The 26740-nt window shown below is 67.0% G+C and carries 23 protein-coding genes; 16 read left to right on the top strand and 7 right to left on the bottom strand.

Going from position 1 to position 26740, the window contains the following annotated elements; genetic code table 11:
* Positions 1-28 precede the first annotated feature (28 nt).
* The 3 genes from AU188_RS20505 (at position 29) to AU188_RS20495 (ending at position 2419) form a co-directional block, all read left to right on the top strand.
* Positions 29-535 carry a nuclear transport factor 2 family protein gene (locus AU188_RS20505; RefSeq protein WP_059165328.1) on the top strand — a complete coding sequence of 169 codons (507 nt, stop codon included), beginning with the start codon at positions 29-31 and terminating at the stop codon, positions 533-535.
* Positions 532-1536 carry an NAD-dependent epimerase/dehydratase family protein gene (locus AU188_RS20500; protein ID WP_059165327.1) on the top strand — a complete coding sequence of 335 codons (1005 nt, stop codon included), beginning with the start codon at positions 532-534 and terminating at the stop codon, positions 1534-1536. The genes AU188_RS20505 and AU188_RS20500 overlap by 4 nt, the downstream gene beginning before the upstream one ends.
* Before the next feature lie 109 nt (positions 1537-1645).
* On the top strand, positions 1646-2419 hold the full coding sequence (locus tag AU188_RS20495) for a class I SAM-dependent methyltransferase (protein WP_172799560.1): 774 nt from the start codon (positions 1646-1648) through the stop codon (positions 2417-2419).
* A gap of 74 nt (positions 2420-2493) precedes the next feature.
* Here the strand turns inward: AU188_RS20495 and AU188_RS20490 are convergent, their stop codons facing one another.
* The gene (locus AU188_RS20490) at positions 2494-3180 is read right to left on the bottom strand and encodes an enoyl-CoA hydratase-related protein (RefSeq protein ID WP_059165325.1); all 687 of its coding nucleotides are present in this window, start codon (positions 3178-3180) and stop codon (positions 2494-2496) included.
* Positions 3181-3183: 3 nt separating this feature from the next.
* Entirely contained in the window at positions 3184-3657 is a 474-nt protein-coding gene (locus AU188_RS20485; RefSeq protein WP_059165324.1) for an SRPBCC family protein, read from the bottom strand.
* 52 nt (positions 3658-3709) lie between these two features.
* On the opposite strand from AU188_RS20485, the gene AU188_RS20480 reads away from it, so the two are divergent.
* From AU188_RS20480 to AU188_RS20470, 3 genes are all read left to right on the top strand, one after another.
* Positions 3710-4078, top strand: coding sequence for a DUF427 domain-containing protein (locus AU188_RS20480; RefSeq protein ID WP_059165323.1), 369 nt, complete (start codon positions 3710-3712; stop codon positions 4076-4078).
* A 9-nt stretch (positions 4079-4087) separates the two neighbouring features.
* Entirely contained in the window at positions 4088-4999 is a 912-nt protein-coding gene (locus AU188_RS20475; RefSeq protein ID WP_059165322.1) for a DNA-3-methyladenine glycosylase family protein, read from the top strand.
* A gap of 80 nt (positions 5000-5079) precedes the next feature.
* Complete coding sequence (locus AU188_RS20470) at positions 5080-5637, top strand: Dps family protein (protein ID WP_059165505.1); 558 nt, start codon at positions 5080-5082, stop codon at positions 5635-5637.
* On the opposite strand, the gene aqpZ is transcribed toward AU188_RS20470, so the two are convergent.
* The 3 genes from aqpZ to AU188_RS20455 all read right to left on the bottom strand — a co-directional run bounded on the left by aqpZ (position 5630) and on the right by AU188_RS20455 (position 8741).
* Complete coding sequence (gene aqpZ / locus AU188_RS20465) at positions 5630-6418, bottom strand: aquaporin Z (protein ID WP_059165321.1); 789 nt, start codon at positions 6416-6418, stop codon at positions 5630-5632. The genes AU188_RS20470 and aqpZ overlap by 8 nt on opposite strands.
* A 103-nt stretch (positions 6419-6521) precedes the next feature.
* Entirely contained in the window at positions 6522-7913 is a 1392-nt protein-coding gene (locus AU188_RS20460) for a chloride channel protein (protein ID WP_059165320.1), read from the bottom strand.
* 24 nt (positions 7914-7937) lie between these two features.
* Positions 7938-8741 (bottom strand): PaaI family thioesterase, encoded by an 804-nt coding sequence (locus AU188_RS20455; RefSeq protein ID WP_059165319.1) that lies wholly within the window; start codon positions 8739-8741, stop codon positions 7938-7940.
* A 60-nt stretch (positions 8742-8801) separates the two neighbouring features.
* Here AU188_RS20455 and AU188_RS20450 point away from each other — a divergent pair, with 60 nt between their 5' ends.
* From AU188_RS20450 to AU188_RS20435, 4 genes are all read left to right on the top strand, one after another.
* Positions 8802-10862: a heavy metal translocating P-type ATPase gene (locus tag AU188_RS20450; RefSeq protein ID WP_059165318.1), complete on the top strand. Its 2061-nt coding sequence runs from the start codon at positions 8802-8804 to the stop codon at positions 10860-10862.
* A gap of 412 nt (positions 10863-11274) precedes the next feature.
* Complete coding sequence (gene gltB, locus AU188_RS20445) at positions 11275-15858, top strand: glutamate synthase large subunit (RefSeq protein ID WP_059165317.1); 4584 nt, start codon at positions 11275-11277, stop codon at positions 15856-15858.
* Complete coding sequence (locus tag AU188_RS20440; protein ID WP_059165316.1) at positions 15851-17317, top strand: glutamate synthase subunit beta; 1467 nt, start codon at positions 15851-15853, stop codon at positions 17315-17317. The genes gltB and AU188_RS20440 overlap by 8 nt, the downstream gene beginning before the upstream one ends.
* A gap of 64 nt (positions 17318-17381) precedes the next feature.
* Positions 17382-18206, top strand: coding sequence for a polysaccharide deacetylase family protein (locus AU188_RS20435; protein WP_082686721.1), 825 nt, complete (start codon positions 17382-17384; stop codon positions 18204-18206).
* 492 nt (positions 18207-18698) lie between these two features.
* Here the strand turns inward: AU188_RS20435 and AU188_RS20430 are convergent, their stop codons facing one another.
* The gene (locus tag AU188_RS20430) at positions 18699-19547 is read right to left on the bottom strand and encodes an LLM class F420-dependent oxidoreductase (protein ID WP_059165315.1); all 849 of its coding nucleotides are present in this window, start codon (positions 19545-19547) and stop codon (positions 18699-18701) included.
* 25 nt (positions 19548-19572) lie between these two features.
* Complete coding sequence (locus AU188_RS20425) at positions 19573-21069, bottom strand: potassium/proton antiporter (protein WP_059165314.1); 1497 nt, start codon at positions 21067-21069, stop codon at positions 19573-19575.
* 192 nt (positions 21070-21261) lie between these two features.
* On the opposite strand from AU188_RS20425, the gene AU188_RS20420 reads away from it, so the two are divergent.
* From AU188_RS20420 to AU188_RS20395, 6 genes are all read left to right on the top strand, one after another.
* The gene (locus AU188_RS20420; protein ID WP_059165503.1) at positions 21262-21942 is read left to right on the top strand and encodes a potassium channel family protein; all 681 of its coding nucleotides are present in this window, start codon (positions 21262-21264) and stop codon (positions 21940-21942) included.
* Between the two features lie 30 nt (positions 21943-21972).
* Positions 21973-22551: a TIGR03086 family metal-binding protein gene (locus AU188_RS20415; RefSeq protein ID WP_059165502.1), complete on the top strand. Its 579-nt coding sequence runs from the start codon at positions 21973-21975 to the stop codon at positions 22549-22551.
* Between the two features lie 221 nt (positions 22552-22772).
* On the top strand, positions 22773-23012 hold the full coding sequence (locus AU188_RS20410) for a hypothetical protein (RefSeq protein ID WP_059165313.1): 240 nt from the start codon (positions 22773-22775) through the stop codon (positions 23010-23012).
* Positions 23013-23031: 19 nt separating this feature from the next.
* Positions 23032-24036, top strand: coding sequence for a PHP domain-containing protein (locus AU188_RS20405; RefSeq protein ID WP_059165312.1), 1005 nt, complete (start codon positions 23032-23034; stop codon positions 24034-24036).
* 102 nt (positions 24037-24138) lie between these two features.
* Positions 24139-25449 (top strand): L-fucose:H+ symporter permease, encoded by a 1311-nt coding sequence (gene fucP, locus AU188_RS20400; RefSeq protein ID WP_059165311.1) that lies wholly within the window; start codon positions 24139-24141, stop codon positions 25447-25449.
* A 13-nt stretch (positions 25450-25462) separates the two neighbouring features.
* Positions 25463-26734 carry an ABC transporter substrate-binding protein gene (locus AU188_RS20395; RefSeq protein WP_059165310.1) on the top strand — a complete coding sequence of 424 codons (1272 nt, stop codon included), beginning with the start codon at positions 25463-25465 and terminating at the stop codon, positions 26732-26734.
* Positions 26735-26740 lie beyond the last annotated feature (6 nt).

Here is a 26740-nt window from a genome sequence, read left to right as displayed (position 1 = left end):
GTCAGTAGAACGTGTTCTAGTTCTGGTTGTGACGAGCAGCACCTTCAGCCGTGACGAACTTGCCGCGGCGTTCGAGAAGTTCGAGGCGACGGTCGACCGGGCCGCCCAGACGAGGGACTGGGATCCCTGGGTTGAGCAGTACACCCCCGACGTCGTCTACGTCGAGCACGCGGCCGGCACCATGCGCGGCCGGGAAGAGGTTCGGGCCTGGATCTGGAAGACCATGGAGACGTTCCCCGGCAGCTACATGACGTCGTTCCCGTCACTGTGGGCGGTCTTCGACGAGCCGACCGGCCGAGTCATCTGCGAGCTCGACAACCCGATGCGCGATCCCGGCGACGGCACGATCATCAGCGCGACCAACATGTCGATCCTCACCTACGCAGGCGACGGGCTGTGGCGTCGGCAGGAGGACGTCTACAACCCCCTGCGGTTCGTCAAGGCGACGGTCAAATGGTGTCGCAAAGCCGCCGAACTGGGCACGCTGCCCGACGAGGCGGCGAGTTGGATGCGCCAGTATGGAGGCGGCCGGTGAGCAAGCTGGTCATCGGGGCCAACGGTTTCCTCGGCTCGCACGTCACCAGGCAATTGATCGGCGACGGGCACGACGTCCGCGTCATGGTCCGGCCGAACGCGAACACGACGGGCATCGACGATCTGTCCGTGCAACGGTTCCACGGCGACATCTGGGACGACGACACGTTGCGCGCCGCCATGACCGGAGTCGACGACGTGTACTACTGCGTCGTCGACACCCGCGGCTGGCTCAAGGATCCCGCCCCGCTGTTTCACACCAATGTCGACGGCACCCGCAATGTGCTCGAGATCGCCAAGGACATGAACCTGCACCGGTTCGTCTACACGAGCAGCTACGTGACGGTCGGACGCCGGCGCGGGCATGTGGCCACCGAGGACGACACGATCGTCGACAAGGGGCTGACACCGTACGTGCGGTCCCGCGTGCAGGCCGAGACGCTGGTGCTGCAGTACGCGCGCGAACACGGCCTGCCCGCGGTGGCGATGTGCGTATCGACCACCTACGGCAGCGGCGACTGGGGCCGCACCCCGCACGGCGCGATCATCGCCGGAGCCGCGTTCGGCAAGCTGCCGTTCGTGATGGACGGCATCGAGCTCGAGGCCGTCGGTGTCGACGACGCCGCGCGCGCCATGATCCTGGCCGCCGACCGGGGTCGCGTCGGCGAGCGTTACCTGATCTCGGAGAAGATGATCACCAATGCCGAGGTCGTCCGCATCGCCGCCGAGGCGGCGGGGATGCCGGCGCCGACCAAGTCGATCCCGCTGCCGGTCTCATACGCGATGGCCACGATGGGCAGCGTGAAGGCGCGGCTGACCGGCACCGACGAGAAACTGTCGCTGGAGTCGCTGCGGCTGATGCGCGCGGAAGCGCCGGTGGACTGCAGCAAGGCCAGACGCGAACTTGGCTGGGAGCCAAGGCCGGTCGAAGAGTCGATCCGCGAGGCGGCACGGTTCTGGGCCACCTTGCGGGACGCGCGACGCAAGAGCAAGGCCGGCTGAACGGCGCGCCGACGCGTGTTCAACTGCTGGCGTTGTCGATTCGATCGCGACTAGCGTCGCAGAGGTGCCCGACAAACTGCACGTCGACCTGTCCGGGGCGCCGCAGACCATGCTGGCGACCTTCTACGCCAAGGCGCTCGATGCCGATCTACCCGTGCCCATCCTCGGCGACCGGTTTGCCAAGGACATCGTGGACCGGATCGACTACGACTGGTCGAAGACATCGATCACCGCGGCCAATTCAGCGTCGGTGACCACACGCAGCGCCCACTTCGACACGTGGGCGCGCCAATTCCTGGCGGTGCACCCCGAAGCCGTCGTCCTTCATCTGGGGTGTGGGCTGGACGCGCGGGCGTTCCGGGTTGATCCGGGACCGGGCGTCGACTGGTTCGACATCGACTATCCCGATGTCGCCGATCTGCGTAAGCAGCTCTACCCAGAGCGGGAGCACTACCGCGTCATCGCCGCATCGGTAACCGATCCGGCGTGGCTGACCGAAATACCCTCCGACCGACCGGCTTTGATGATCGGCGAGGGCCTGACCATGTACCTGACCGAGGCGGACGGGGTTGCACTGCTGCGGCGCATAGTCGACGGTTTCCCGTCCGGCGAACTGCATTTCGACGCGTTCAACCGACTCGGCATCCGGTCGCAGTGGATGAACGCGGTGGTGCGGCGTGCAGGCGCGACGCTGTACTGGGGTATCGACGGCCCCGACGACATCATCGACGCGGTGCCCGGCGTCCGGCTACTGGCCTGGATGTCCCCGTTCGACTCGCCGTCGTTCCGTGCGGTCGCGTGGTACTACCGGGCGTTGGGTCGGGCGATGTCGGTGCTGCCGTCGCTGCGCTACATGGCGCAGTATCACCGCTACGCGTTCTGAGCGTTGCGCTCGAAACTGAAGGTCTGCACGAGAAACCGCCCTCGGATCGGCGAGCACAAGCTCAGTCTCGGCGGCTAGCGAACGTTGAGTTCGGCGATCACCTCGGCGTACAGCCGCGCCTTGATCGTGCCGAAGACTGCGCCGGCCTTCGCGGCCAATGCCTCCGCCCGGTGGACCGCCGCGTCGACCACGTCCGCCTCGCCCGCGGTCTGCGCGACGATCCCCGCCGCGAGCGCGTCATCACCGCCGTAGCGTCGCGCCGTCGTCATCGCCTCGTGTGCGGTGGCGATCGGCAGCCGGGAGCGGATGAGCGCGTTCATCCCCGCGGTGAACGGGATGCCGAGATCGACCTCCGGTAGGCAGAAGTAGCCGCGGTCGGCGCGCATGACGATCAGGTCGTGAGCCAGCGCCAGCATCGCGCCCGCGGCGAACGCGTGCCCCTGCACCGCGGCGACGATCGGTGCCGGGAAGGCCAGCACGCGGGCGAACAGGGCATGCACGTCGGCCAGGTTCGCTTCTGCGGCATCCGGATTGGCGGCCATGAAGTCCAGGTCGAGCCCGTTGGAGTAGAACTTGCCCTCGCCCGTCGTGACCACGGCCTTCGGCCCGTCGGTGGCCTCCACCTCGTCGAGAGCCGAATTGATCGCCGCCAACCTGTCCGGGTGGAAGCGGTTCTCGTCGGCGCCGAGGGTCAGCACGAATACCGCGCCGCGTTTGTCCAATGTCGCCGCCGAGGCGGCTCCGGGCTGCAGATCGGCCATCGGCTAGCGCAATCCCTCGGCTTTTTCCTTCAACCGCTGCAGCGTCCGGCGGATGTGCTCGGCGTTGGCGGCCTTGCGGTCTTTCACGCCGGTGGCCCAACCGGCCGGCGCACGAAACCAGCCGGGCCGCCGATCCCACGTCCGCTCGGTCACCGTGCATCCGCCGTCGGTCGCGGTGATGTCATAGCGCCAGTGTGCGACCGGAATCACCGCACTTCGCACATCGAACGCGAAGGCCCTGCCGGGTTCGGCGGCGGTAACGGTGCAGGTGGTGGTCCAGGTGCGTGACCCGTTGCGGTTATGGCCCCGAAACACCGCGCCGGGCCGTGCCGCATCGCCCTTGCGCCACTCCATCGCATGCGCCTCCTCGGCCAGCGACGCCAGCGTCGGTAGGTCGGTGATCAACCGGTACACCGTGTCGGGTTCGGCGTCGATGGTGACTTCTGCCTGTGCGGTGGCCGGACCGGATTCGCTCATGTGCAAATCCTAGGCAGGAATCCTCAGCGGTGGTTCGCGCGTTGGCAATCACATGAGACCTGTCCTCAAGCCCAGTCCCACGCATCCGATCACCGTCGAGCCGACCGGCAGGCACGTCACCGTGCGGGTGGCCGGCGAGGTCGTCGCCGAAAGCGATCGCGCCGTGACGCTGCAGGAGTCCACTTACCCGGCGGTCTACTACATTCCGCGCGACGACGTCGTCGTCGACCGGCTCCGGCCCAGCGACACCGAAACCTACTGTCCCTTCAAGGGCGACGCCGGCTACTACCACGTCGTCACCGAAGGCGGCACGACCGTCGAAGACGCCGTGTGGACCTACGAGAAGCCCTATCCCGCCGTCGCTCCGATCGCCGGCCACGTCGCGTTCTATCCGGACAAGGCCGACGTCATCGTCACATAGCCTTGGTCGGTGCACACCTCGGCCAGCGTCGTCTTCGACGGACCGGCCAGCCCCGGTTTGACCCTGGCGCCGCTGCGTCGCGGTCGTAAGGACCCCTGCTACTTCGACGCACCCGACGGCGCGATCTGGCGGACCAGCCTCATGCGCAGCGGCCCGGTGACAGCGCGCATCACGAAATCGGCGCCAGGCACTGTCGACTGCGAAGCCTGGGGCGCCGGCGCAGCCGAGTTCGTCGAGGCACTGCCGGCTCAACTCGGCGCATACGACGACAGCCTCGGCTTCCTACCCGCCGACCCGACGATCGCCGCGGCGCAGCGTCGAGTGCGCCACCTGCGGCTGGGCCGGACCGACCGGGTGCTCGAAGCGCTCATTCCCGCCGTGCTCGAACAGCGGGTCTACGGCAAAGACGCGCGCCGCGCGTGGCGCCTTCTGGTGACGAAATACGGCGCGCCGGCGCCCGGCCCGGCCCCCGCACACATGCGCGTTCCGCCGCCCGGCGAGATCTGGCGGCGGATCCCGTCGTGGGAGTTCCACCGGGCCAACGTCGACCCGCGCCGCGCCCGCACGGTCGTCGGATGCGCGCAGCGCGCGGACTCGCTGGAACGACTCGGCGCCCGCTCACCCGCGCGGGCCCGAGCCGCGATGGCGTCGCTGCCCGGGGTCGGCGAGTGGACCGCGGCCGAGACGGCGCAGCGCGCGTTCGGTGACGCCGATGCGCTGTCGGTCGGCGACTACCACCTGGCGAAGATGGTCGGCTGGAGCCTGCTGGGCCACCCCATCGACGACGCCGAAATGGTCGAGCTGCTCGAGCCGCTTCGACCGCACCGCCACCGCGCGGTGCGGCTGTTGGAAGTCAGCGGGCTGGCGGTGCTGCCGCGGTTCGGACCACGCATGGCGATCCCGAACCTCGTCGATTTGTGACGTGCGCGGCGGCGTGATTACCGCCCAGCGGCAGCGGGTAGTCCGACGGTCGACACCGTATGCGTGCGAAGGAGTTTTTGATGTCTGAGTACACCGTCCCCGGCATGACCGACAAGCAGGCCACCCAGGTCGCCGAACTCCTGCAGAAGCAGTTGAGCCGATACAACGACCTGCACCTGACCCTCAAGCACATTCACTGGAATGTCGTGGGACCGAACTTCATCGGCGTGCACGAGATGATCGACCCGCAGGTGGAGCTGGTGCGCGGTTACGCCGACGAGGTCGCCGAGCGCATCGCGACCCTCGGCTTCGCGCCGAAGGGCACACCGGGCGCGATCATCGAGGACCGGTCCTGGGACGACTACTCCATCGAGCGCGACACCGTGCAGGCACACCTCGCGGCGCTCGATCTGGTCTACGACGGCGTCATCGAGGACACCCGCCGAAACATCGAGGAAACCGAGGATCCGGACCCGGTCACCCAGGACATGCTGATCGGCCACGCCGCCGAGCTGGAGAAGTTCCAGTGGTTCGTGCGAGCGCATCTGGAGAACTCCGGCGGTCAGCTGGCCAACAAGGGCGCTTCGACGGAGAAGGGCGCCGCCAGTCAGGCCAAGAAGAAGTCTCCGGTCAAGTAGCCGGCGAGTCCCCGAAGGCATCCCCGAGGGCATCGTCTCGCACCGGCCGGTCGGCCAACTCCTCTCGACGGCCGAACAGGTGGGGGTAGGCGAGGCCCGCGAGCGCCGCACCGACCAACGGTGCGAGCCAGAACGCCCACAACTGCGCGGGTGCGCCGTCGCCGTTGAAGAACGCCACCCCGGTCGAGCGCGCCGGGTTGACCGACGTGTTGGAGATCGGGATCGAGATGAGGTGAATCAGCGTCAGGGTCAAGCCGATCGACAAGCCGGCGAAGCCCTTCGGCGCGCGGTCGTCGGTCGAGCCGAGGATCACCAACATGAACAGACCGGTCAGCACCACCTCGGTGATCAGCACCGCCCACAACGAATAACCGCCGGGCGAGTGGTCGCCGTAGCCGTTGGCCGCCATGTTTCCCGTTGCGGTCCAACCTGGCTGGCCCTTGGCGATCACATAGATGATCAAGCCCGCAGCGACGCCGCCGATCACCTGGGTGATCCAGTAGGGCGCCAGCGCCTTCCACTCGACGCGCCGGGCCAGTGCCGCGCCGAGGGTGACGGCGGGATTGAAGTGGCCGCCGGAGATGGTGCCGAACGCGTACACACCGGTGAGCACCGTGAGGCCGAATGCCAATGCGACACCGAGGAATCCGATGCCCAGCGATGTTCCGTCAGCGTCGACGAACTTCGCGGCGAACACCGCGCTGCCGCAACCGCCGAGAACCAACCAGAACGTTCCGATGAATTCCGCTGCCAATCGGTGCAGCATCGTGGGGGCGTCCATACGGTGAGGGTCACATGTGTGGCAACCGTTGCGAACGTTCGTGGCCGAATCGTGGCGCGACAGAGACGGTCACCATCCGATCGCGACCCTGCCGTGACCGGTGTCAGTCGGCGCGTTGCTGCGCCTGCTCGGTTTCGCGGTCGAGGCGCTGCGCCTGGTAGATCGACACGTCGGTGCGCGATATCAGCAGATAGGCGATTCCGACCGCCACCATCGCGCACGGGATCACCGAGAAGGACCCGGTCATCTCCGCCACCATGATCATCACGGCCAGTGGCGCATGGGCGACGCTGCCGAAGCAGGCCATCATGCCGACGACGACGAAGACGGCTGGAGTGTCGGGAATGCCTGGTGCCTGCACGAGGTCGCCGAGGCGCCACACCGCGGCACCGACGAACGCGCCGATCACGACACCCGGTCCGAAGATGCCGCCGGACCCGCCCGTGCCGATCGACAGCGATGTCGCGACGATCTTGGCCAGCGGCAGCACCAGAACGATCCACAGCGGGATGGCCATCAAAGTGTCGGTGGCGGTGGCCTTTTGGGCCCAGCCGTAGCCGCTGGCAAGGATCTGCGGGATGACGAGCGCCAGCAGTCCGACGGCCAACCCGCCCAGCGCGGGCTTGAGCACCGTGTTGCCGGGCAGGCGCTTGGTCAGTGCGACGGTGCCGTAGAAGATGCGGGCGTAGAGGTATCCGACGCCGGCGGCGACGATGCCGAGCACGACGAACCAGCTCAGGTCCAGCGGGTGGTCGAACCGGTAGTCGGCGGCGACGAACCCGAACAGCGGGTCGAACCCCAGGATCGATCCGAGCACGGCGTAGGCGGTGGCCGAGGTGATGAAACCGGGGATGAGCGCCTTGTAGTCGAAGTCCCGCCGGTACACGATCGAGGCGGCCAAGACCGCGCCGCCCAGCGGCGCCCCGAAAATGGCCCCGATACCCGAGCCGATGCCGAGCGATACCGCAATACGCCCGTCCTCATCGGAGAGGTCCAGCCACCGCGTGAGCATGGACCCGAAGCCCGCCGAGATCTGCGCCGCGGGGCCCTCGCGACCGCCCGAGCCGCCCGAACCGATGGTCAAGGCGCTGGCGATCGTCTTGACCACGATGGCCTGACCGCGGATCGCGCGGGGATCGGTGTGCACCGCTTCGATCGCGCTGTCGGTGCCGTGGCCCTCGGCCTCCGGCGCGAATTTCGCGACCAGCCATGCCGATACGAGCGCGCCGCCACACGCCACCAGCGGGATCGCCCACGGTCGGTCGAAGCCGGCCGAGCCGGGATCACCGCCGTCGCCGACCGGTTCGGGAATGCGATAGCCGGCGAGTTCACCGAGCAGCAAGCGGCCCGCGTAGTCGAGCGCCAGATAGAACACCACCGCGCCGAGTCCGGCGATGACGCCGATCGCGATCCCGAGGATCAGCCACTTCCGGATGTATCCGGAGCGACGAATGAATCCGCCCAGACCGCCGCCGGTTTCGCGGGTCTCGGGCATGGTCTCCAGATGCTAGTGCGATCGTCAGCGGTATGCGGTCAGTCTCGCGATGATCGCCGCTTCTCCACCGGGGCCGACGGCTTTCGCCTCACTCACGCCCGTACTGCGTCCGATACGCAAAGCCGTTCCGGCATAATGGGATTCGGCACCGCTATGGAACGGCCGCAAGAAGTTGACGTGCAGGGAGGACGTCCGTAGCGGCCGGTCGGGGCGGTCGGCGTTGAGTGCCGCCGACGCCACCAGTTCCAGCGCCATGGCCGACACGCCGCCGTGCACGATGCCGATGGAGTTGTTCAGCACGGGGTCGTCGTCCTGCAGCAGAATCGGACCCGCACCGCCGCTCTCGGCGACCCGCACCGCCATCCGGTCGGCGAGTGTGCCCGCTGGCAGAGGTCCGGTCGGGCCGTCGGGAAACGGTGCCAGGTTGTCGGGCGAGCGGATGTAGAACGAACGGACGGTGGCGGTGGCCAACACGGTGTCGCGGTGGGCAAGCTCGCATGTCGCCAACACCACGTTGCGCTTCCTCCCGAACGGCTGCGCCGTCGCCACCACCGGAACTTCCGGTGCGGCCGCGACGATGTCAACGGCGTCGGGGTCGGCTTCGAGCGACAGCTCACTGGATACCGTCCACTCGTCGGCGGCGCGTCGCCGGTGGTTGACGAGGCCGCAGGCGTGGTCGACCAGCATCGCCAGCGGTGCGACGGTCGGGGCGCCGGTCAGTGGGTTCACCATCGCGCCGACCGGAATGGAGGCCACACACTCGTGGGCCGCATCGCGCGACGTCACGATGCCGAACCGGCCCAAGGGAGTGTTCAGAGGGTGTGACATCGGATCCAGCGTCGCCGATCGGCGGTGGCGCTATACCCCTAGGGGGTATACGATGGCGGCATGACGCACGTCGAGCACGGCCAACACCACCCAGATACTGCGACGGCCGGGCATACCGAACACGGCCACGCCGGCCACGCCGGGCACGCCGACCACGTCGCAGAGTTCCGGCGATTGTTCTGGAGCATGCTCGTACTCGCGGTTCCGACCGTCGCGCTGTCCGGCATGTTCGCGATGATCCTCGGCTACTCCATCCCCGACATCCCCGGAATCAAGTGGGTGTCGCCGGTGCTGGGCACCGTGATGTACCTCTGGGGAGGACGGCCCTTCCTGTCCGGCGCGATCAGTGAGATCCGTTCCCGCGCACCGGGGATGATGCTGCTGATCGGTTTGGCGATCACCGTGGCCTTCCTGTCGTCGTGGGGCGCCAGCCTCGGCGTGCTGCACCACCAGCTTGATTTCTGGTGGGAGCTGGCGCTGCTGATCGTGATCATGCTGCTCGGTCACTGGATCGAGATGCGCTCGCTCGCGCAGACCACCTCGGCGCTCGATTCCCTGGCCGCGCTGCTGCCCGACGAGGCCGAACGGATCGTCGACGGCGGCACGGAGACGGTCTCGCCGGCCGAGCTGAAACTCGGCGACGTCGTGCTGGTCCGGCCCGGTGGCAACGTGCCGGCCGACGGCGACATCGTCGACGGCGCCGCGGACGTCGACGAATCGATGGTCACCGGTGAATCGCGCCCGGTCCGGCGGGCCGTCGGCGACCATGTCGTAGCCGGCACCGTCGCCACCGATTCGGCGTTGCGGGTGAAGGTCAGCGCAGTCGGCGACGACACCACGCTCGCCGGTATCCAGCGGTTGGTCACCGAGGCGCAGAACTCGTCGTCACGGGCGCAGCGGCTGGCCGACAAGGCGGCCGGCTGGCTGTTCTGGTTCGCGCTGTCGGCGGCGGTCGTCACCGCGGTGGTGTGGTCGTTCCTCGGAATGCCCGACGAAGCGGTCGTGCGGACCATCACCGTGCTCGTGATCGCCTGCCCGCACGCCCTTGGCCTGGCGATACCGCTGGTGGTGTCCATCGCGACCGAACGCGCCGCGCGCGGGGGCGTGCTCGTCAAGGACCGGCTCGCGCTGGAGAGCATGCGGACCGTCGACGCCGTGCTCTTCGACAAGACCGGCACGCTGACCAGGGGAGAACCGACGGTCACCGCGGTCGCCACGGCGCACGCCGATGCCGCTGACGATGTGCTGGCGCTGGCCGCGGCCGCCGAAGCGGACTCCGAACATCCGCTGGCGCGCGCGATAGTCGCGGCCGCACGTCACCGCAATCTGACGCTGCCGCCATCGACGGAGTTCAGCTCCTCACCCGCGGTCGGCGTCACGGCCACGGTCGACGGCCGAACCGTGCAGGTCGGTGGCCCGCGAATGCTGGCGGAGGCGGGTCAGGCCGAACTGCCCGAAACTGCGCAGTGGCGCGACGAGGGCGCGATCGTCCTGCACGTCGTCGCCGACGGCGAGGTCGTCGGCGCGGTGAAGCTCGCCGACGAGGTGCGGCCGGAGTCCCGGCAGGCGGTCGCGGCGCTGCGCAAACTGGGTGTCGAAGTGGTGATGATCACCGGCGACGCGGAGCCGGTCGCGCGGGCGGTGGCCGCCGACCTCGGCATCGAGCGGGTGTTTGCCGGCGTCCGCCCCGAGGACAAGGCGGCGAAGGTCGCCGAGCTGCAGGACGAGGGCCGAAAGGTGGCGATGGTCGGAGACGGCGTCAACGACGCCCCGGCCCTCGCGCAGGCCGACGTCGGCATCGCGATCGGTGCGGGTACCGACGTGGCGATCGCCTCGGCCGGGGTGATACTGGCCGGCTCGGATCCGCGCTCGGTGTTGTCGGTGATCCTGTTGTCGCGGGCGTCGTATCAAAAGATGAAGCAAAACCTTTGGTGGGCAGCCGGTTACAACATTGTGTCGGTACCGCTTGCCGCGGGCGTGCTGGCGCCGGTCGGCTTCGTGCTGCCGATGTCGGTCGGTGCGATCCTGATGTCGGCGTCGACGGTGGTGGTGGCGCTGAACGCGCAACTTCTGCGTCGGCTCGACCTCGACCCCGAAGCCAGCCTGAAAGCCGTTTCTTAAGAATCTGACTAGGCTTTTGGCAAAGCGCTATGGGACAATTTCACCAGGCCAGAATGGTGTCTAGTCTATGTCAGCAAACCGCACGGCTTGCCGGAGCCCTGGTGTGATGTATACCGCATCCGGCCAGTGCTCACCGGCATCCGACGAAAACGCCATCCGGACAGGGGATTTCGCTGCTCAGCGGGCTGGTGACCAAACGCCGTCTGCTCGGTCGGTCAGCCGTGGTTAGGTGCCGCTAAGTTGGCATGTCACCCGGTGTTTGTCATATCGTTTTCTTCACTTGAGGCAAGTGGGAAAAGGCCGGCGTTCGATGCTGCACGAAGGCACTCCATAGCCGGGGCCGGCGAAACGCCATGGTCTACGGCTGCCAGGCAGAAGCTTCGTGAGACCTGCGGAAAAAGGGTAGGTGGGAATGGCGCCCAACAGCCAGGGGCTGTACGACCCCGCGTTCGAGCATGACGCATGCGGCGTGGCCATGGTCGCCGACATGCACGGGCGTCGCAGCCGCGACATCGTCGACAAGGCCATCACCGCTCTGGTGAACCTGGAGCACCGTGGTGCCCAGGGCGCCGAACCGAACACCGGCGACGGCGCGGGCATCATGCTGCAGGTCCCGGACGAGTTCCTGCGCGCGGTGGTCGACTTCGACCTGCCCGAACCGGGCAGTTACGCCACCGGTATCGCGTTCCTCCCGCAGTCGTCGAAGGATGCGGCGACCGCGTGCGAGGCCGTCGAGAAGATCGCCGAGGCCGAGGGGCTCGAGGTGCTGGGCTGGCGCGAGGTGCCCATCGACGATTCACCGCTGGGCGCGTTGGCCCGCGACGCGATGCCGACGTTCCGGCAGCTGTTCCTGTCGGGCGCCTCGGGCATGGAACTGGAACGCCGCGCCTACGTGGTGCGCAAGCGGGCCGAACACGAGCTCGGTACCAAGGGGCCGGGCCAGGACGGGCCGGGACGCGAAACCGTCTACTTCCCAAGCCTTTCCGGCCAGACCTTCGTCTACAAGGGCATGCTGACCACCCCGCAGCTCAAGGCGTTCTACCTCGACCTGCAGGACGACCGGCTCACCAGTGCGCTGGGCATCGTGCACTCGCGCTTCTCGACCAACACGTTCCCGTCGTGGCCGCTGGCGCATCCGTTCCGGCGCATCGCCCACAACGGCGAGATCAACACCGTCACCGGCAACGAGAACTGGATGCGGGCGCGCGAGGCGCTGATCAAGACGGACGTGTTCGGCCCGAATCAGGATCTCGACAAGATCACCCCCGTGTGTACCCCCGGAGCGTCGGACACCGCGCGGTTCGACGAGGTGCTGGAGTTGCTGCACCTCGGGGGCCGCAGCCTGCCGCACGCCGTGCTGATGATGATCCCGGAGGCCTGGGAGCGGCACGAGACGATGGATCCCGCCCGGCGGGCCTTCTACCGGTATCACGCGTCGCTGATGGAGCCGTGGGACGGCCCGGCGTCGATGACGTTCACCGACGGCACGGTGATCGGCGCCGTCCTGGACCGTAACGGTCTTCGGCCGTCGCGCATCTGGGTCACCCGCGACGGTCTGGTCGTGATGGCCTCCGAGGCCGGCGTGCTCGACCTCGACCCGTCGACCGTCGTGAAGAAGATGCGCCTGCAGCCCGGCCGCATGTTCCTGGTCGACACCTCCAAAGGCCGCATCGTCGACGACGAGGAGATCAAGGCCGAACTGGCCGCCGAGCAGCCGTATCGGGAGTGGCTCGACGCCGGCCTGTTCCACCTCGACGAGCTGCCGCCGGGTGACTATGTGCGCATGCCGCATCACCGAGTGGTGTTGCGCCAGCAGATCTTCGGCTACACCTACGAGGAGCTCAACCTGTTGGTGGCGCCGATGGCGCGCACCGGCGCCGAGCCGATCGGTTCGATGGGCACCGACACCCCGATCGCGGTGCTCTCGACGCGGCCGCGGATGCTCTACGACTACTTCCAGCAGCTGTTCGCTCAGGTGACCAACCCGCCGCTGGACGCCATCCGCGAAGAGGTGGTGACCAGTCTGCAGGGCACGCTCGGTCCCGAGGGTGATCTGCTCAACCCGAACGCCGAGTCCTGCCGCCAGATCGTGCTGCCGCAGCCGATCCTGCGCAACGCCGAACTGTCGAAGCTGATCTGCGTCGACCCCGACCACGAGATCCGCGGCCACAAGCACGGTATGCGCGCGGCTGTGATCCGGTGTCTGTATCCGGTCAACCGCGGCGGGCAGGGCCTCAAAGAGGCACTGGACAACGTGCGAGCCAAGGTGTCGACCGCGATCCGCGAAGGTGCGCGCATCATCGTGCTCTCCGACCGCGAATCCAACGAGCAGATGGCGCCGATCCCGTCGCTGTTGTCCGTCTCGGCCGTCCACCACCACCTGGTGCGGGAACGCACCCGCACGAAGGTGGGCCTGGTCGTCGAGGCCGGCGATGCCCGCGAGGTGCACCACATGGCGTGCCTCGTCGGCTTCGGCGCCGCCGCGATCAACCCGTACATGGCGTTCGAGTCGATCGAGGACATGGTCGACCGCGGCGTGATCACCGGCATCACCAGCGACCAAGCCAAGACCAACTACGTCAAGGCGGCCGGCAAGGGCGTGCTGAAGGTGATGTCGAAGATGGGCATCTCGACGCTGGCCTCCTACACCGGCGCGCAGCTGTTCCAGGCCATCGGAATCAGCCAGCAGGTGCTCGACGAGTACTTCACGGGGCTGACGTGCCCGGTCGGCGGCATCGAGCTCGACGACATCGCCGACGACGTCGCGTCCCGGCACGCGCTGGCCTACCTGGATCGGCCCGACGAATGGGCGCACCGCGAGCTCGAGGTCGGCGGCGAATACCAGTGGCGCCGCGAGGGCGAGTACCACCTGTTCAACCCGGACACCGTCTTCAAGCTGCAGCACTCGACGCGCACCGGCCAGTACGACATCTTCAAGGAATACACCAAGCTGGTCGACGACCAGAGCGAGCGGATGGCCTCGCTGCGTGGGCTTCTCAAGTTTCGCGAGGGTGTCCGTTCGCCGGTTCCGCTCGACGAGGTGGAACCCGCCAGCGAGATCGTCAAGCGGTTCTCCACCGGGGCGATGAGCTACGGTTCGATCTCCGCCGAAGCACACGAGACACTGGCGATCGCGATGAACCGCCTTGGCGGACGGTCGAACTCGGGTGAGGGTGGCGAAGACGTCAAACGCTTCGACCGGGACGAGAACGGCGACTGGCGCCGCAGCGCCATCAAGCAGGTGGCGTCCGGCCGGTTCGGCGTGACGAGCCATTATCTGAGCAACTGCACCGACATCCAGATCAAGATGGCGCAGGGCGCGAAACCCGGTGAGGGCGGGCAGCTTCCGGGCGGCAAGGTGTACCCGTGGGTGGCCGAGGTGCGGCACTCGACGCCCGGCGTCGGGCTGATCTCACCCCCACCGCACCACGACATCTACTCGATCGAGGACCTGGCGCAGCTGATCCACGACCTCAAGAACGCCAATCCGCAGGCGCGGGTACACGTCAAGCTGGTCTCCGAGAATGGAGTGGGAACGGTGGCCGCAGGTGTCTCGAAAGCACATGCGGATGTCGTGCTGATCTCCGGGCACGACGGCGGCACCGGCGCGACGCCGCTGACGTCGATGAAGCACGCCGGCGCGCCGTGGGAGCTCGGCTTGGCCGAGACCCAGCAGACGTTGCTGCTCAACGGTCTTCGGGACCGCATCGTCGTGCAGGTCGACGGGCAGCTCAAGACCGGCCGCGATGTCGTGGTCGCCGCGCTGCTGGGCGCCGAGGAGTTCGGCTTCGCCACCGCGCCGCTGGTGGTGTCGGGCTGCATCATGATGCGCGTCTGCCACCTCGACACCTGCCCCGTCGGCGTGGCGACCCAGAACCCGGTGCTGCGCGAGCGGTTCACCGGCAAGCCGGAGTTCGTCGAGAACTTCTTCATGTTCATCGCCGAAGAAGTGCGTGAAATGATGGCGCAGTTGGGCTTCCGCACGGTCAACGAGATGGTCGGGCAGGTCGGCGCGCTGGACACCACGAAGGCCGCCGAGCACTGGAAGGCCTACAAGCTCGACCTGGCGCCTGTGTTGCACGAGCCCGAGTCGGCGTTCATGAACCAGGATCTGTACTGCAGTTCGCGCCAGGACCACGGCCTCGACAAGGCGCTCGACCAGCAGCTGATCGTGATGTGTCGCGAAGCGCTGGATTCCGGCTCGCCGGTGCGATTCTCGACCACCATCGCCAACGTCAACCGCACGGTCGGCACCATGCTCGGCCACGAAGTGACGAAAGCTTATGGCGGCCAGGGACTGCCGGACGGCACCATCGACATCACGTTCGACGGCTCGGCGGGTAACAGCTTCGGCGCCTTCGTGCCGAAGGGCATCACCCTGCGGGTCTACGGCGACGCCAACGACTACGTCGGCAAGGGTCTGTCGGGCGGTCGGATCGTCGTGCGCCCGTCGGACAATGCGCCGATCGACTACGTCGCCGAGGACAACATCATCGCCGGCAACGTGATCCTGTTCGGCGCCACCAGCGGACAGGCGTTCATCCGCGGCCAGGTCGGTGAGCGGTTCGCGGTACGCAACTCCGGCGCGCACGCCGTCGTCGAAGGCGTGGGCGACCACGGTTGCGAGTACATGACCGGCGGCAAGATCGCGATCCTCGGACCGACGGGCCGCAACTTCGCCGCGGGCATGTCGGGTGGTGTCGCCTACGTCTACGACCCCGACGGCACGCTGCCGGGCAATCTCAACGCCGAGATGGTGGAACTCGAGGAGCTCGACGACGAGGATCTCGAGTGGCTGGGGGCGATGATCCAGGCCCACGTGGACGCCACCGATTCCGCTGTCGGAGCACGCATTCTGAACGACTGGAACAACAACGTGAAGCACTTCACCAAGGTGATGCCCCGCGACTTCAAGCGGGTGCTCGAGGCGATCGCCGAAGCGGAACGCAACGGCGGCAATGTCGACGAAGCGATCATGGCGGCCGCCAGTGGCTGACCCACGCGGCTTCCTCAAGTACACCCAGCGCGAGACCCCGCAGCGGCGGCCCGTGCCGATTCGCCTGCGCGACTGGAAAGAGGTCTACGAGGACTTCTCCCACGACACGCTGCGCGAGCAGGCGACCCGTTGCATGGACTGCGGTATCCCGTTCTGCCACAACGGCTGTCCCCTCGGTAACCTGATCCCCGAGTGGAACGACCTGGTCCGCAACGACCGCTGGCGCGACGCGATCGAGCGGCTGCACGCGACGAACAACTTCCCCGAGTTCACCGGCCGGCTCTGCCCCGCCCCGTGTGAGGGCTCGTGCGTGCTCGGCATCAACCAGGATCCCGTCACGATCAAGCAGATCGAGGTCGAGATCATCGACAAGGCGTTCGACGAGGGGTGGGTGACGCCTCTGCCGCCGGAGGTCAAGACGGGCAAGAAGGTCGCCGTCGTCGGCTCCGGCCCTGCGGGATTGGCTGCCGCCCAGCAGCTCACCCGCGCCGGACACAGCGTCACGCTGTTCGAGCGCGACGACCGGATCGGCGGCCTGCTGCGCTACGGCATCCCTGAGTTCAAGATGGAGAAGCGCCACATCGACCGTCGTCTCGAGCAGATGGCGGCCGAGGGCACCGAGTTTCGCACCGGCGTCAACGTCGGTATCGATATATCAGCGCAGCAGCTGCGCAAGGACTTCGACGCGGTGGTGCTCGCCGGTGGCGCGACGGCGCGTCGCGACCTGCCGATACCCGGGCGTGAACTCGACGGCATCCACCAGGCGATGGAGTACCTGCCGTGGTCCAACCGCGTGCAGCTCGGCGACCCGGTGACCGATGAGAACGGTCTGCCGCCCATCCACGCCAAGGGCAAGAAAGTCATCATCATCGGCGGCGGCGACACCGGCGCCGACTGCCTCGGCACGGCGCACCGACAGGGCGCGGCCAGCGTGCATCAGTTCGAGATCATGCCGCGCCCGCCCGAGACGCGCGCCGACTCGACGCCGTGGCCCGTCTACCCGCTGATGTTCCGGGTGTCGTCTGCTCACGAGGAAGGCGGGGAGCGGGTCTACTCGGTCAACACCGAGGAGTTCGTGGGCAAGGACGGCCGGGTGACCGGCCTGCGCGGTCACGAGGTCAAGATGAACGCCGGCAAGTTCGAGAAGGTCGAGGGCACCGAGTTCGAGATGGAAGCCGACCTCGTGCTGCTCGCGATGGGATTCACCGGACCCGAACGCGAAGGTCTGCTCACCGACCTGAATGTGGAGATCAACGAGCGGGGCAACGTCGCGCGCGATGCCGACTTCTGCTCGTCGGTGCCCGGCGTGTTCGTGGCCGGCGACATGGGTCGGGGTCAGTCGCTGATCGTGTGGGCGATCGCCGAGGGCCGCGCCGCCGCTGCCGGTGCCGACCGCTATCTGATGGGGCACTCCGCGCTTCCCGCGCCGATCACGCCGACCGCCGCCCCGCAGCGTTAGCTCCTGCCCGCGACACGCGGAACAATGACCGGCTTTTCGGTGTGCTCGCGGGACAGTAGGGGCGGTGATCGGCCGCTACGGATCCGCCCGCGCCGGGTTGCAGCTCAATCGGCGCAACTTCATCGCGGCGTTGTCCATCGCCACGGTCGGCGCCATCGGTCTGAGCCGCTGTGCCACCGGCGAACCACCGCGCGTGGCGGGTGCGGCCGCGTCGCAGCCACCGTCGACCGGCCTGTTGCCGCCGCCACCGAAGTCGTCGCGGATCGCGCTGCCGGGCGGCGGAGTGCTGAGCAGCCTGCCCGGAGACGGGGATCTGTTGGCGCTGACCGTCGATGACGGTGTCGACAGCGGCGTCGTCCGGGCCTACACCCAGTTCGCCAAGGACACCGGCGTCCGGCTGACGTACTTCGTCAACGGCGTCTATCGGTCCTGGACCGATCACGTCGATCTGCTGCGGCCGATGGTCGACGATGGCCGGATCCAGTTGGCCAACCACACCTGGTCACACCCGGACCTCACCAAGCTGCCGCTGGTCGACGTGGCGGAACAGTTCCGACGCAACCACGAGTTCCTCTGGAAGACATACGGAGTCGACGCGCGGCCGTACTTCCGGCCGCCCTATGGAGCACACAACCCGCATGTCGACAAGGTGTCGGCCGAACTCGGCTACACCGTCGACACGTTGTGGTCCGGCTCGTTGGAGGACCACGTGTGGATCCCCGCCGACGAAGTCGTCAAGATGGCCGACAGGCATTTCACCGCGCAGGCGATCGTGATCGGCCACCTCAACCACGCGCCCGTCACCGAGGTGTACGGCCGCCTGGTCGGGATCATCCGCGCCCGACGGCTACGCACGGTCACGCTGGACGACGTGTTCCTCAAGCCGTGAACCCGTGGAGCGCCCAGCAGGTGCGATTGTGAACCTGGCGACGCTTTGCCGGCGTGTCGCGTCGGAATCCGCACAAACGGGCCCGAGTCCTCCGAAGGCCGGACCTCTACATTCACTTCTGTCACTCTAAAAACATCCGATTATTTGTCGGCGCGCCTTGCATAGTTTGCCGGTACTTGGGCGTCTAATGACTTCATGAGGGCACTGCGGTAATGTGAGCCCCCGGTCAGCTATCGGTTTCGACACAGGAGTCAGTTCCGTGTATGTCAACCCGCTATCCCGGTCACGGGTGAGCCGAATCGCCTGGTCACTGCTACGTCATCCCCTGAAGAGCCGCGAATTCCCGGCCAAGGCAGAGCGCCTGATCACCGCTGACGAACTTCGTCTCTACGGCGTCTAGCGAACGCATCCGCCCGACTCCCCCGCGCCGGGTACGGCCCGTACTCCGCGTTTGCCAAATCGTTATATTTCCGTGACCGTAAGGAACGTGTGCTATCCGCGTAGACCCGATGCGGTGATCGCGTCGGCGAGCGGTTCCAGCACGGCGGGGTCATACGGCGGCGGCAGATAGATGATCGCCAGGTCCAGTCCTTCCTGACCCAGAGCCGCGGCCTCCTCGAGGACCTTGCCGTAGTTGCGGTCGGCGTCCAGCCGGACATGCGCCGACAGCATGATCTCGTCGGGATCTCGACCGATGTCGGCGCAGTGGGAGGCCAGTACATCGCGTTTACGGGCGAACTCCTCGGGCGGTCCGCCGACGAAGTTCCAGTGCTGGGCGTACTTGGCGGTGATCCGCAGGGTGCGCTTCTCGCCGCTGCCACCGATGCAGATCGGCGGATGCGGACGCTGCGGGCCCTTCGGCTCGTTGCGGGCGTCCTTGAGTTGGTAGAACTTGCCGTCGAACGACGTCGTCTCCCGACTGAGCAGGTTCGTGAGGATTTCGCAGGCCTCCTCGAAGCGGTCGAACCGTTCCTTGATCGGCCCCAGCTCGATGCCGTATGCGCCCGACTCCTCCTCGTTCCAGCCCGCGCCGATGCCGAGCTCGAGGCGGCCGTCGGACACAATGTCCAACGCCGAAGCCATGTTCGCGAGCACTGCCGGATGGCGGTAGTGAATGCCGGTGACCAGCACGCCCACTCGGAGCCGCTCGGTTGCCTGCGCCAGCGCGGTCAGCGTGATCCAACCCTCCAGGCACGGACCGGTGGAGTCGGAGAAAATCGGATAGAAGTGGTCGAACGTCCAGCCGGACTCGAAAACCTCGATGTCGTCGGCCGTCCGCCAGACGGCCAACATGTCGGCCCAGGTGGTGTTCTGCGGGGACGTCTTGAAAGCGAATCTCACCGAGCCGAGCCTAATGCCGAGCGGCTCAGTCCGCTTCGCCGTACTCGTCGAACCAGAACGCGAGCTTGCCTCGCCGACTCACTGCGCGCAGCCGGCGTTCTGCCACCGCGCGGGTCTTGGTGGTGGTGACGATGAGCAGTTCGTCACCGATCGCGATGCGGGTGTCGGGCTGCGGGACGAAGGTGCGCCCGTTGCGGATGATCAGGGTGATGACGCTCGGGTCGGGCAGTCGCAGTTCCAGCACGGTGACGTTGTGCAGCCGCGACGGCGCCTGAACCGTCATGGTCAGCAGTTCGGCGTCCAGGACGTCGAGGGGAGCCGACTCCACCTGAATCTCGCGGGTCGCCTCCTTCGGGATCAGGCCCAATCTGCTTGCCAGCGGGCGCAGACTCGGGCCCTGCACCAAGGTGAACACGACCACGAGGATGAACACGATGTTGAGCACGCGCACGCTGTCGGGCACGCCGCCCACGATCGGGAATGTCGCCAGCACGATCGGGACTGCGCCGCGCAATCCGGCCCAGGAGACGAAAATCTGTTCACGCCAAGGGATGCGGAACCAGATCAGCGAGACGACGACCGACAGCGGCCTGGCGACGAGCAGCAACACCAAGCCGGTCACGATGCCGGGTATCACCTCCACCGTCAGGTCGCTGGGGTCGACGAGCAGTCCGAGCAGCACGAACAGGCCGATCTGAGCGAGCCAGCCGAGACCTTCGGCGAACGACCGGGTCGCCGAGCGGTGCGGCAGACCGGAATTGGCGAGCACAACGGCGGACAGATAGGCGGCGAGGAATCCGCTGGCGTGCGCGGAGCCTCCGGCAGCGAACGCGACCATGCCGAGCCCGAAGGTGGCAAGCGGATACAGGCCGGAGGCCGGAAGCGCGATGCGGCGCAGCGCGATCGAACCCAGATATCCGACGCCTAACCCGATGGCCGCGCCGACGACCAACTCGTAAACCAGTTCGACGAGCGCGTGCACGGGCGACAACTCCAGCGGCGCCACGCTGAACATCAGCACGAGAATGACGGCGGGGGCATCGTTGAAACCCGACTCGGCTTCGAGCAGACCCGCCACCCGGCGCGGCAGGGGCACCACGCGCAGCACCGAGAACACGGCAGCCGCGTCGGTGACGGAGACGACGGCTCCGAGCAGCAGCGCCAACTGCCAGTCGATGCCCAGTAGCAGGTGAGCGCCGGCGGCGGTCACCAGCATGCTGACCGCGACGCCGACGGTGGCGAGCATCCCGGCAGGCGCCAGCACCCGCCGGACGTCGGAGAAGCGTGTCGTCAGACCGCCCTCGACGAGGATGACGGCCAGGGCCACCGTGCCGAGGTGGTCGGCGAGCAGATAGTTGTCGAAGTCCAGGCCCAACCCGTCCTCGCCGACGATGACGCCGACGCCGAGGAACAGCAGCAGGCTGGGCAGGCCGACCCGGGTGGCCGCTCGGGTGGCGACGATGCTCGCCAGCAGCACCACCCCAGCGAGCAGCAGCATCAGATACAGCTGCTCCAACGTCATTTCATCCCCGTCCGGGACAGGCGTGGCTGGTCGTGGGTGGTGGGTGCAGTAAAACACCTACCACGGTCGGAGGTGCGGCGGTCCTGCCCGGTAGCTGCGCGGAAAGCCCACCTCATGGGTCAATATGGGGTCATGTTGCGGCTTCGCAGGCGATCGCCCGGCGCTTCGAGTCGTGCCGAACAGAGGCCGATGATGCGCGTCGGCATCGCCGGCGCCGGCGCCGTCGGCCGCTCCGTCGCCCAGGAACTGCTCGACTACGGCCACAAGGTTCTGCTCATCGAGCACGACGTACGCCATTACGAACCGCAGACGGTTCCCGACGCCGAGTGGCTACTGGCCGACGCCTGCGAGTTGACCTCGCTCGAGGAGTCCGGACTGCAGATCTGTGACGTGGTGATCGCCGCCACCGGCGACGACAAGGTGAACCTCGCGGCGTCGCTGTTGGCCAAGACGGAGTTCGGCGTCGCCCGGGTGGTGGCCAGGGTCAACGACCTGCGCAACGAGTGGCTGTTCACCGAGGCGTGGGGCGTCGACGTCGCGGTCTCCGCGCCGAGCGCGCTGGTCGCTGCGATCGAGGGCGCCATCGACATCGGCCACGTCGTGCGCTTGATGCAGCTGCGACACGGCCAGGTGAGTTTGGCCAAACTGACGCTCCCCGAGGGCGATTCGCTGGTCGGCCGGCGGATGCGCGACCTGCCGTTGCTGGAGAACACCGCGCTGGCGATCATCATCCGTGACAGCGGGATCGTGTTGCCCCAACCCGACGACGTGCTGGAGGCAGGTGACGAAATGCTGTTCCTGACGGGCGGGTCCGCACACGGCGAAGTCCGGGGCCTCGTGCACGGAGCGATCCATCCGATGACCGAGCGATGAGTTGCGGCGGCCGCGCGGGTCGGTATGGGCATGATTGACCTGACCGCAGCGTGTCGACGCACAGCCGACGTCCTTCGAAACGTGGCCGACGACCAACTGACGGCTCCCACGCCCTGCCAGAAGATGCGGCTGGCCGCGCTGATCGCCCACGTTGGTGGGCTTTCGCTGGCGTTCACCGCGGCGGCCCGCAAGGAGTTCGGGCCGTTGACGGACACGTCCCCGACCGAAGCCGCGCAGCCGTTGGATGGCGACTGGCGTGCGTCTTATCCGGATCGGCTCGCCGAACTCGCGCGGGCATTTTCAGAGCCGGCGGCCTGGGAGGGTATGACGCGCGCGGGCGGCTTCGACTTTCCCGGTGAGGCGGCCGGCATCGTCGCACTGACCGAAGTGGTGATCCACGGCTGGGATGTGGCGCGGGCCAGCGGGCAACCGTATGACGTCGATGAGGCGACCGCCGCCGCCGTGCTGCCGCACGTCACACAGATCGCCGCCGATGACCCGGTGGAGGGCCTGTTCGCTCCGGCGGTGCCCGTCGCCGACGATGCGCCGGTTCTCGACCGTATCGTCGCGCTGACGGGACGCGACCCGCGATGGGTGCAACCGTCCTGAGGTGCGACGGCGGACGACAACGTCACCCCCGCGGCGTAACAGAGGACCGCAGTACAGCTCGGGATTCCCGAGCCCACGGTTACACCTCCACCGACGGCGGACGACCCGGCGCAGGTTCCTCAGGGGACGGCCGTTCCGAGTGGGCTTATTTCCGCCAAAGCCACTATCGGGAAGGCTATGCCGGCTTGATTCCAAGAGTGCTCGTCCTGGGATGCCTTGTCATGCTGTCCGGTCTCGCGTGCCAAAGTCACACAGAACCCGATGGTGAGGCCATTGTCGAGCGTCTACCGCTGAGTCTGGAACAGGTAAAGGAGATCAGCGGGCTCGACAAGTTCTCACGCGAGGTAGACACCTCCCTCGTCAAGTCGACGGTCGTGGTCGACGTATCGGTGGTGGCCTTACCCGACGCCGAACGAATCGCGTCCGAGATCTCCCAGGCGATCATCGAACGCGTCAACTAGGCCTGTGCACACTGGAGTCATGGATCCCGTCGTCGCCCTCCGGCAGATCGCCTACTACAAGGACCGCGCGCGCGAAGATCCGCGCCGGGTGATGGCCTACCGCAACGCCGCCGACGTCGTCGAAGCGCTCTCCGACGCCGAACGCGACCGCCACGGCACCGCGAACAGTTGGCAGTCGCTGCCCGGCATCGGCCCCAAGACAGCGAAAGTCATCGCACAGGCATGGGCCGGCCGCGAGCCGGACGTGTTGACCGAACTCCGCTCCAGCGCCGCGGATCTGGGCGGCGGCGATGTCCGTGCCGCGCTGCGTGGCGATCTGCACGTGCACTCCAACTGGTCCGACGGGTCCGCCCCGATCGAGGAGATGATGCTCGCCGCAAGGGATCTGGGACACGAGTACTGTGCGCTGACCGATCATTCGCCACGCCTGCGGATCGCCAACGGTCTGTCACCCGAGCGGCTGCGCCGGCAACTCGACGTCATCGAACAGTTGCGTGAAACGGTCGCGCCCATGCGGATCCTCACGGGCATCGAGGTCGACATACTCGAGGACGGCTCACTCGATCAGGAGGACGAACTGCTCGAGCGCCTCGACGTCGTGGTGGCCAGCGTGCACTCGAAGTTGTCCATGGACGCTCCGTCGATGACGCGGCGCATGCTCAAGGCGGTCGCCAATCCGCACACGGACGTGCTGGGCCATTGCACCGGCCGGCTGGTCACCGGCGGCCGCGGCATGCGGCCCGAGTCGAAATTCGACGCCGAGAAGGTGTTCACCGCCTGTCGGGACAACGGCACCGCCGTCGAGATCAACTCGCGGCCCGAACGCCGCGATCCGCCGACGCGGCTGCTCAACCTCGCGCTGGACATCGGCTGCCTGTTCTCGATCGACACCGATTCGCATGCCCCCGGGCAGCTGGAGTTCCTCGCTTACGGGGCGCAGCGTGCGCTCGATGCCGAAATACCCGTCGAACGGATCGTCAACACTTGGCCGGCCGACGATCTGTTGGCGTGGACCGAATCCTGAGCGCGATTCGACCCTGCCACAACGGGACTCCGAAAATCTCCCCGTCGAGGTCAGGAGCCAGCTAGCGTTCGGATGACATCCTCATTGGCGAGAGGTGTCGAGATGGCGACCACTGAGCAAGCCGACCAACCGGCCGACGCGCCAGCGGCCACGACGAAGCCCGCCTTGGTCTATCCCAAGATGTGGTTGCTGTTCGGCGTACTCATCTGTTGTTTCACCGCATGGGGCGTGGCCGCCGACCTGACCACACCGATGGTGGCGGGCTTCAAGCGGATCTTCGATATGAGCACCTTCCAGGCCTCCCTGGTGCAGTTGGCCTACTTCGGCGCGTACTTTCTGCTGGCGATCCCGGCGGCGTTGATCAATCGGCGGTTCGGCTACAAGACCGGTCTGCTCACCGGTGTGCTGCTGGCCGCGGCCGGATCGATTGCGTTCTATCCGGCGAGCAAGATCATGACCTACGAAGCGTTCTTGATCGCGTTGTTCGCGATCGCCGCGGGCTGTTCGATCCTGGAAACATCGGCCAATCCGTACGTCATGTCGCTGGGACCCGAAGAAACCGCGACCCGGCGCCTCAACTTCGCCCAGGCATTCAATCCGCTGGGCACCAATATCGGTGTGCTGCTGGCCGCGGTGTTCATTCTCCCGCACCTGGACGAACCGGTGAACATGGCCACCCTTTCCCCTGCCGAAGAACGCGCCGTGCGCGCCGGTCAGCTCGGCGCGGTGATGGGCCCGTACCTGGGGCTGGGATTCGTGTTGATCGCCATCGGATTGGTGATCGCGATCAAGAAGTCCCCACCGATCGTCGAAGAATACGAATCGGGGGATCTCGCGGGCCAATCGCCCTTGCGCATCCTGCTGTCCAATCGGCGCTACGTATTCGGCGTGGTGGCACAGTTTTTCAATGTTGCCGCCCAGGTATGCACATGGACGTACATCATCCAGTATTCGCAACAGGCGTTGAGCGGGTCGCTGCAGTTGGGTGGCTACCTGCTGCAGGCGAGCCTGATCGTGTTCCTTATCTCCCGGTTCGTGATGACGTGGGTGATCGGACGGATCCGCGCGACGAAAGTCCTCTCCGTGCTGGCGGTATTGGCCGTCCTGCTGTGCGTTTTCGCGATGTTCTCGCCGAATGTGGCCGGCGTTGCCGCCGTCGTCGCGTTGTCGTTCTGCCTGTCGCTGATGTTTCCGACGATCTACGGGGTGGCCTTGCAGGGGCTCGGTCCGGCAACGAAGTTCGGCGCCGCCGGACTGGTCATGGCCATCGTCGGCGGGGCGATCATGCCGCTGGTTCAGGGATACCTGCTGGATCAGACCAGCCCGGCGATCTCGTTCGTGGTGCCGGCGGTCTGCTTCGCCGTGGTGGCGAGCTTCGCGGTCTTCGATCTCAGAGCAGCACCGCACCGGTGAGAGGGCGAGCAGCATGAAGCGATTCTGGATCCTGTCGCTGGCAGTGCTTCTCGCGGCGTGCGCCGGTGGCGGCAGCGGGGGCAACTTCACCGAGCCGACCGATCGGCTCGAAGTCATGTCGTGGTGGGTGTCGCCATCGGAGCGCCCCGCGCTGGAGGTGTTGGTCAACGCCTTCAAGGCCGACAATCCGGACGTCGAGGTCGTTGGAGGCGCCATCGCCGGTGGCGGCGGCAGCAACGTCCAGATAGCGCTGGCCGAGCGGCTTCGCGCCGGCGACCCTCCCGACGTATGGCAGACATTCATCGGCCGCTCGATGCGCGCCTGGGCCGACGCCGGTCGCATCGCCGACGTGTCCGATGTGTACGAGCGCACCGGCCTGGATGCCACCATGGCGCCGGCCCTGCTCGATGCGGCGACCCATCGCGTCAAGGCGTGGGGCGTGCCCAGTGGAGCGCATCGTGGAAATGTGTTGTGGTTCAACCGCAATGTGCTTCGCGATGCCGGTGTCGCGATTCCTGGCCCCGGCTATGCGCCGGAGGTGTTCAGCAGCGATCTGGCCAAGGTGGCGGCCGACGGGACAACGGCGTTGTGTCTGGGCGGCAAGGATCGGTTCGCCGCAACCGAGCTGTTCGAGAACACCCTGCTTGCGGTCATCGGCATCGACGGCTGGTCGCGCATCGGCGATGATTCGTTCGACTGGCGCGGACCCCAACTGCGACAGGCGCTTACGCGGTTCGGGCAGATCGTGTCCCGAGCCGATCCGGCCGCCGGCGCGCTGACCTGGGATGAGGCCGCGCGGAAGCTGGCGGCTGGACAGTGCGGGTTCTTGTCGATGAATGATTCGGTGTACGGGGAGTTGGTGGCAGCCAAGGTGGCCGAAGGCACGGACTTCGGGTATGTGCCGTATCCGGGAACAGCGGGGGCGTATCTGGCGATCGTCGACACGTTCGTGGTGTCGGCGCAGGCGAAAGACGGGGTGAATGCGCTGAAGTTCCTCGAGACAGTGGCTGACCCGCAAGTCTCGTTGGAGTTCAACAAAGTGAAGGGCTCGATCCCGATACGCAACGACGTCGATGTGGCATCGCTGCCGGCCTACCAACGGCAGGCGTCGGAATCGTTGTGGCACGACAAGATTCTGTTGTCGATCACCCACGGTGAGCTGATGAGCTCCGAGTTCCAGGAAGCGCTCTACGACGCGGTCGCCGGCTTCGTCGGGAGCAAGAACTCCGACGCATTCATCGACACACTTCAGAACTCCGTTCGGGTGCCCGTTCAAGGACGGTGACGCCCA

Origin of the sequence: Mycobacterium sp. IS-3022 (assembly GCF_001500065.1) — a bacterium.
In the GTDB taxonomy this organism is placed as follows: Bacteria; Actinomycetota; Actinomycetes; order Mycobacteriales; family Mycobacteriaceae; genus Mycobacterium.
This window is presented reverse-complemented; position numbering and strand designations above follow the sequence as displayed.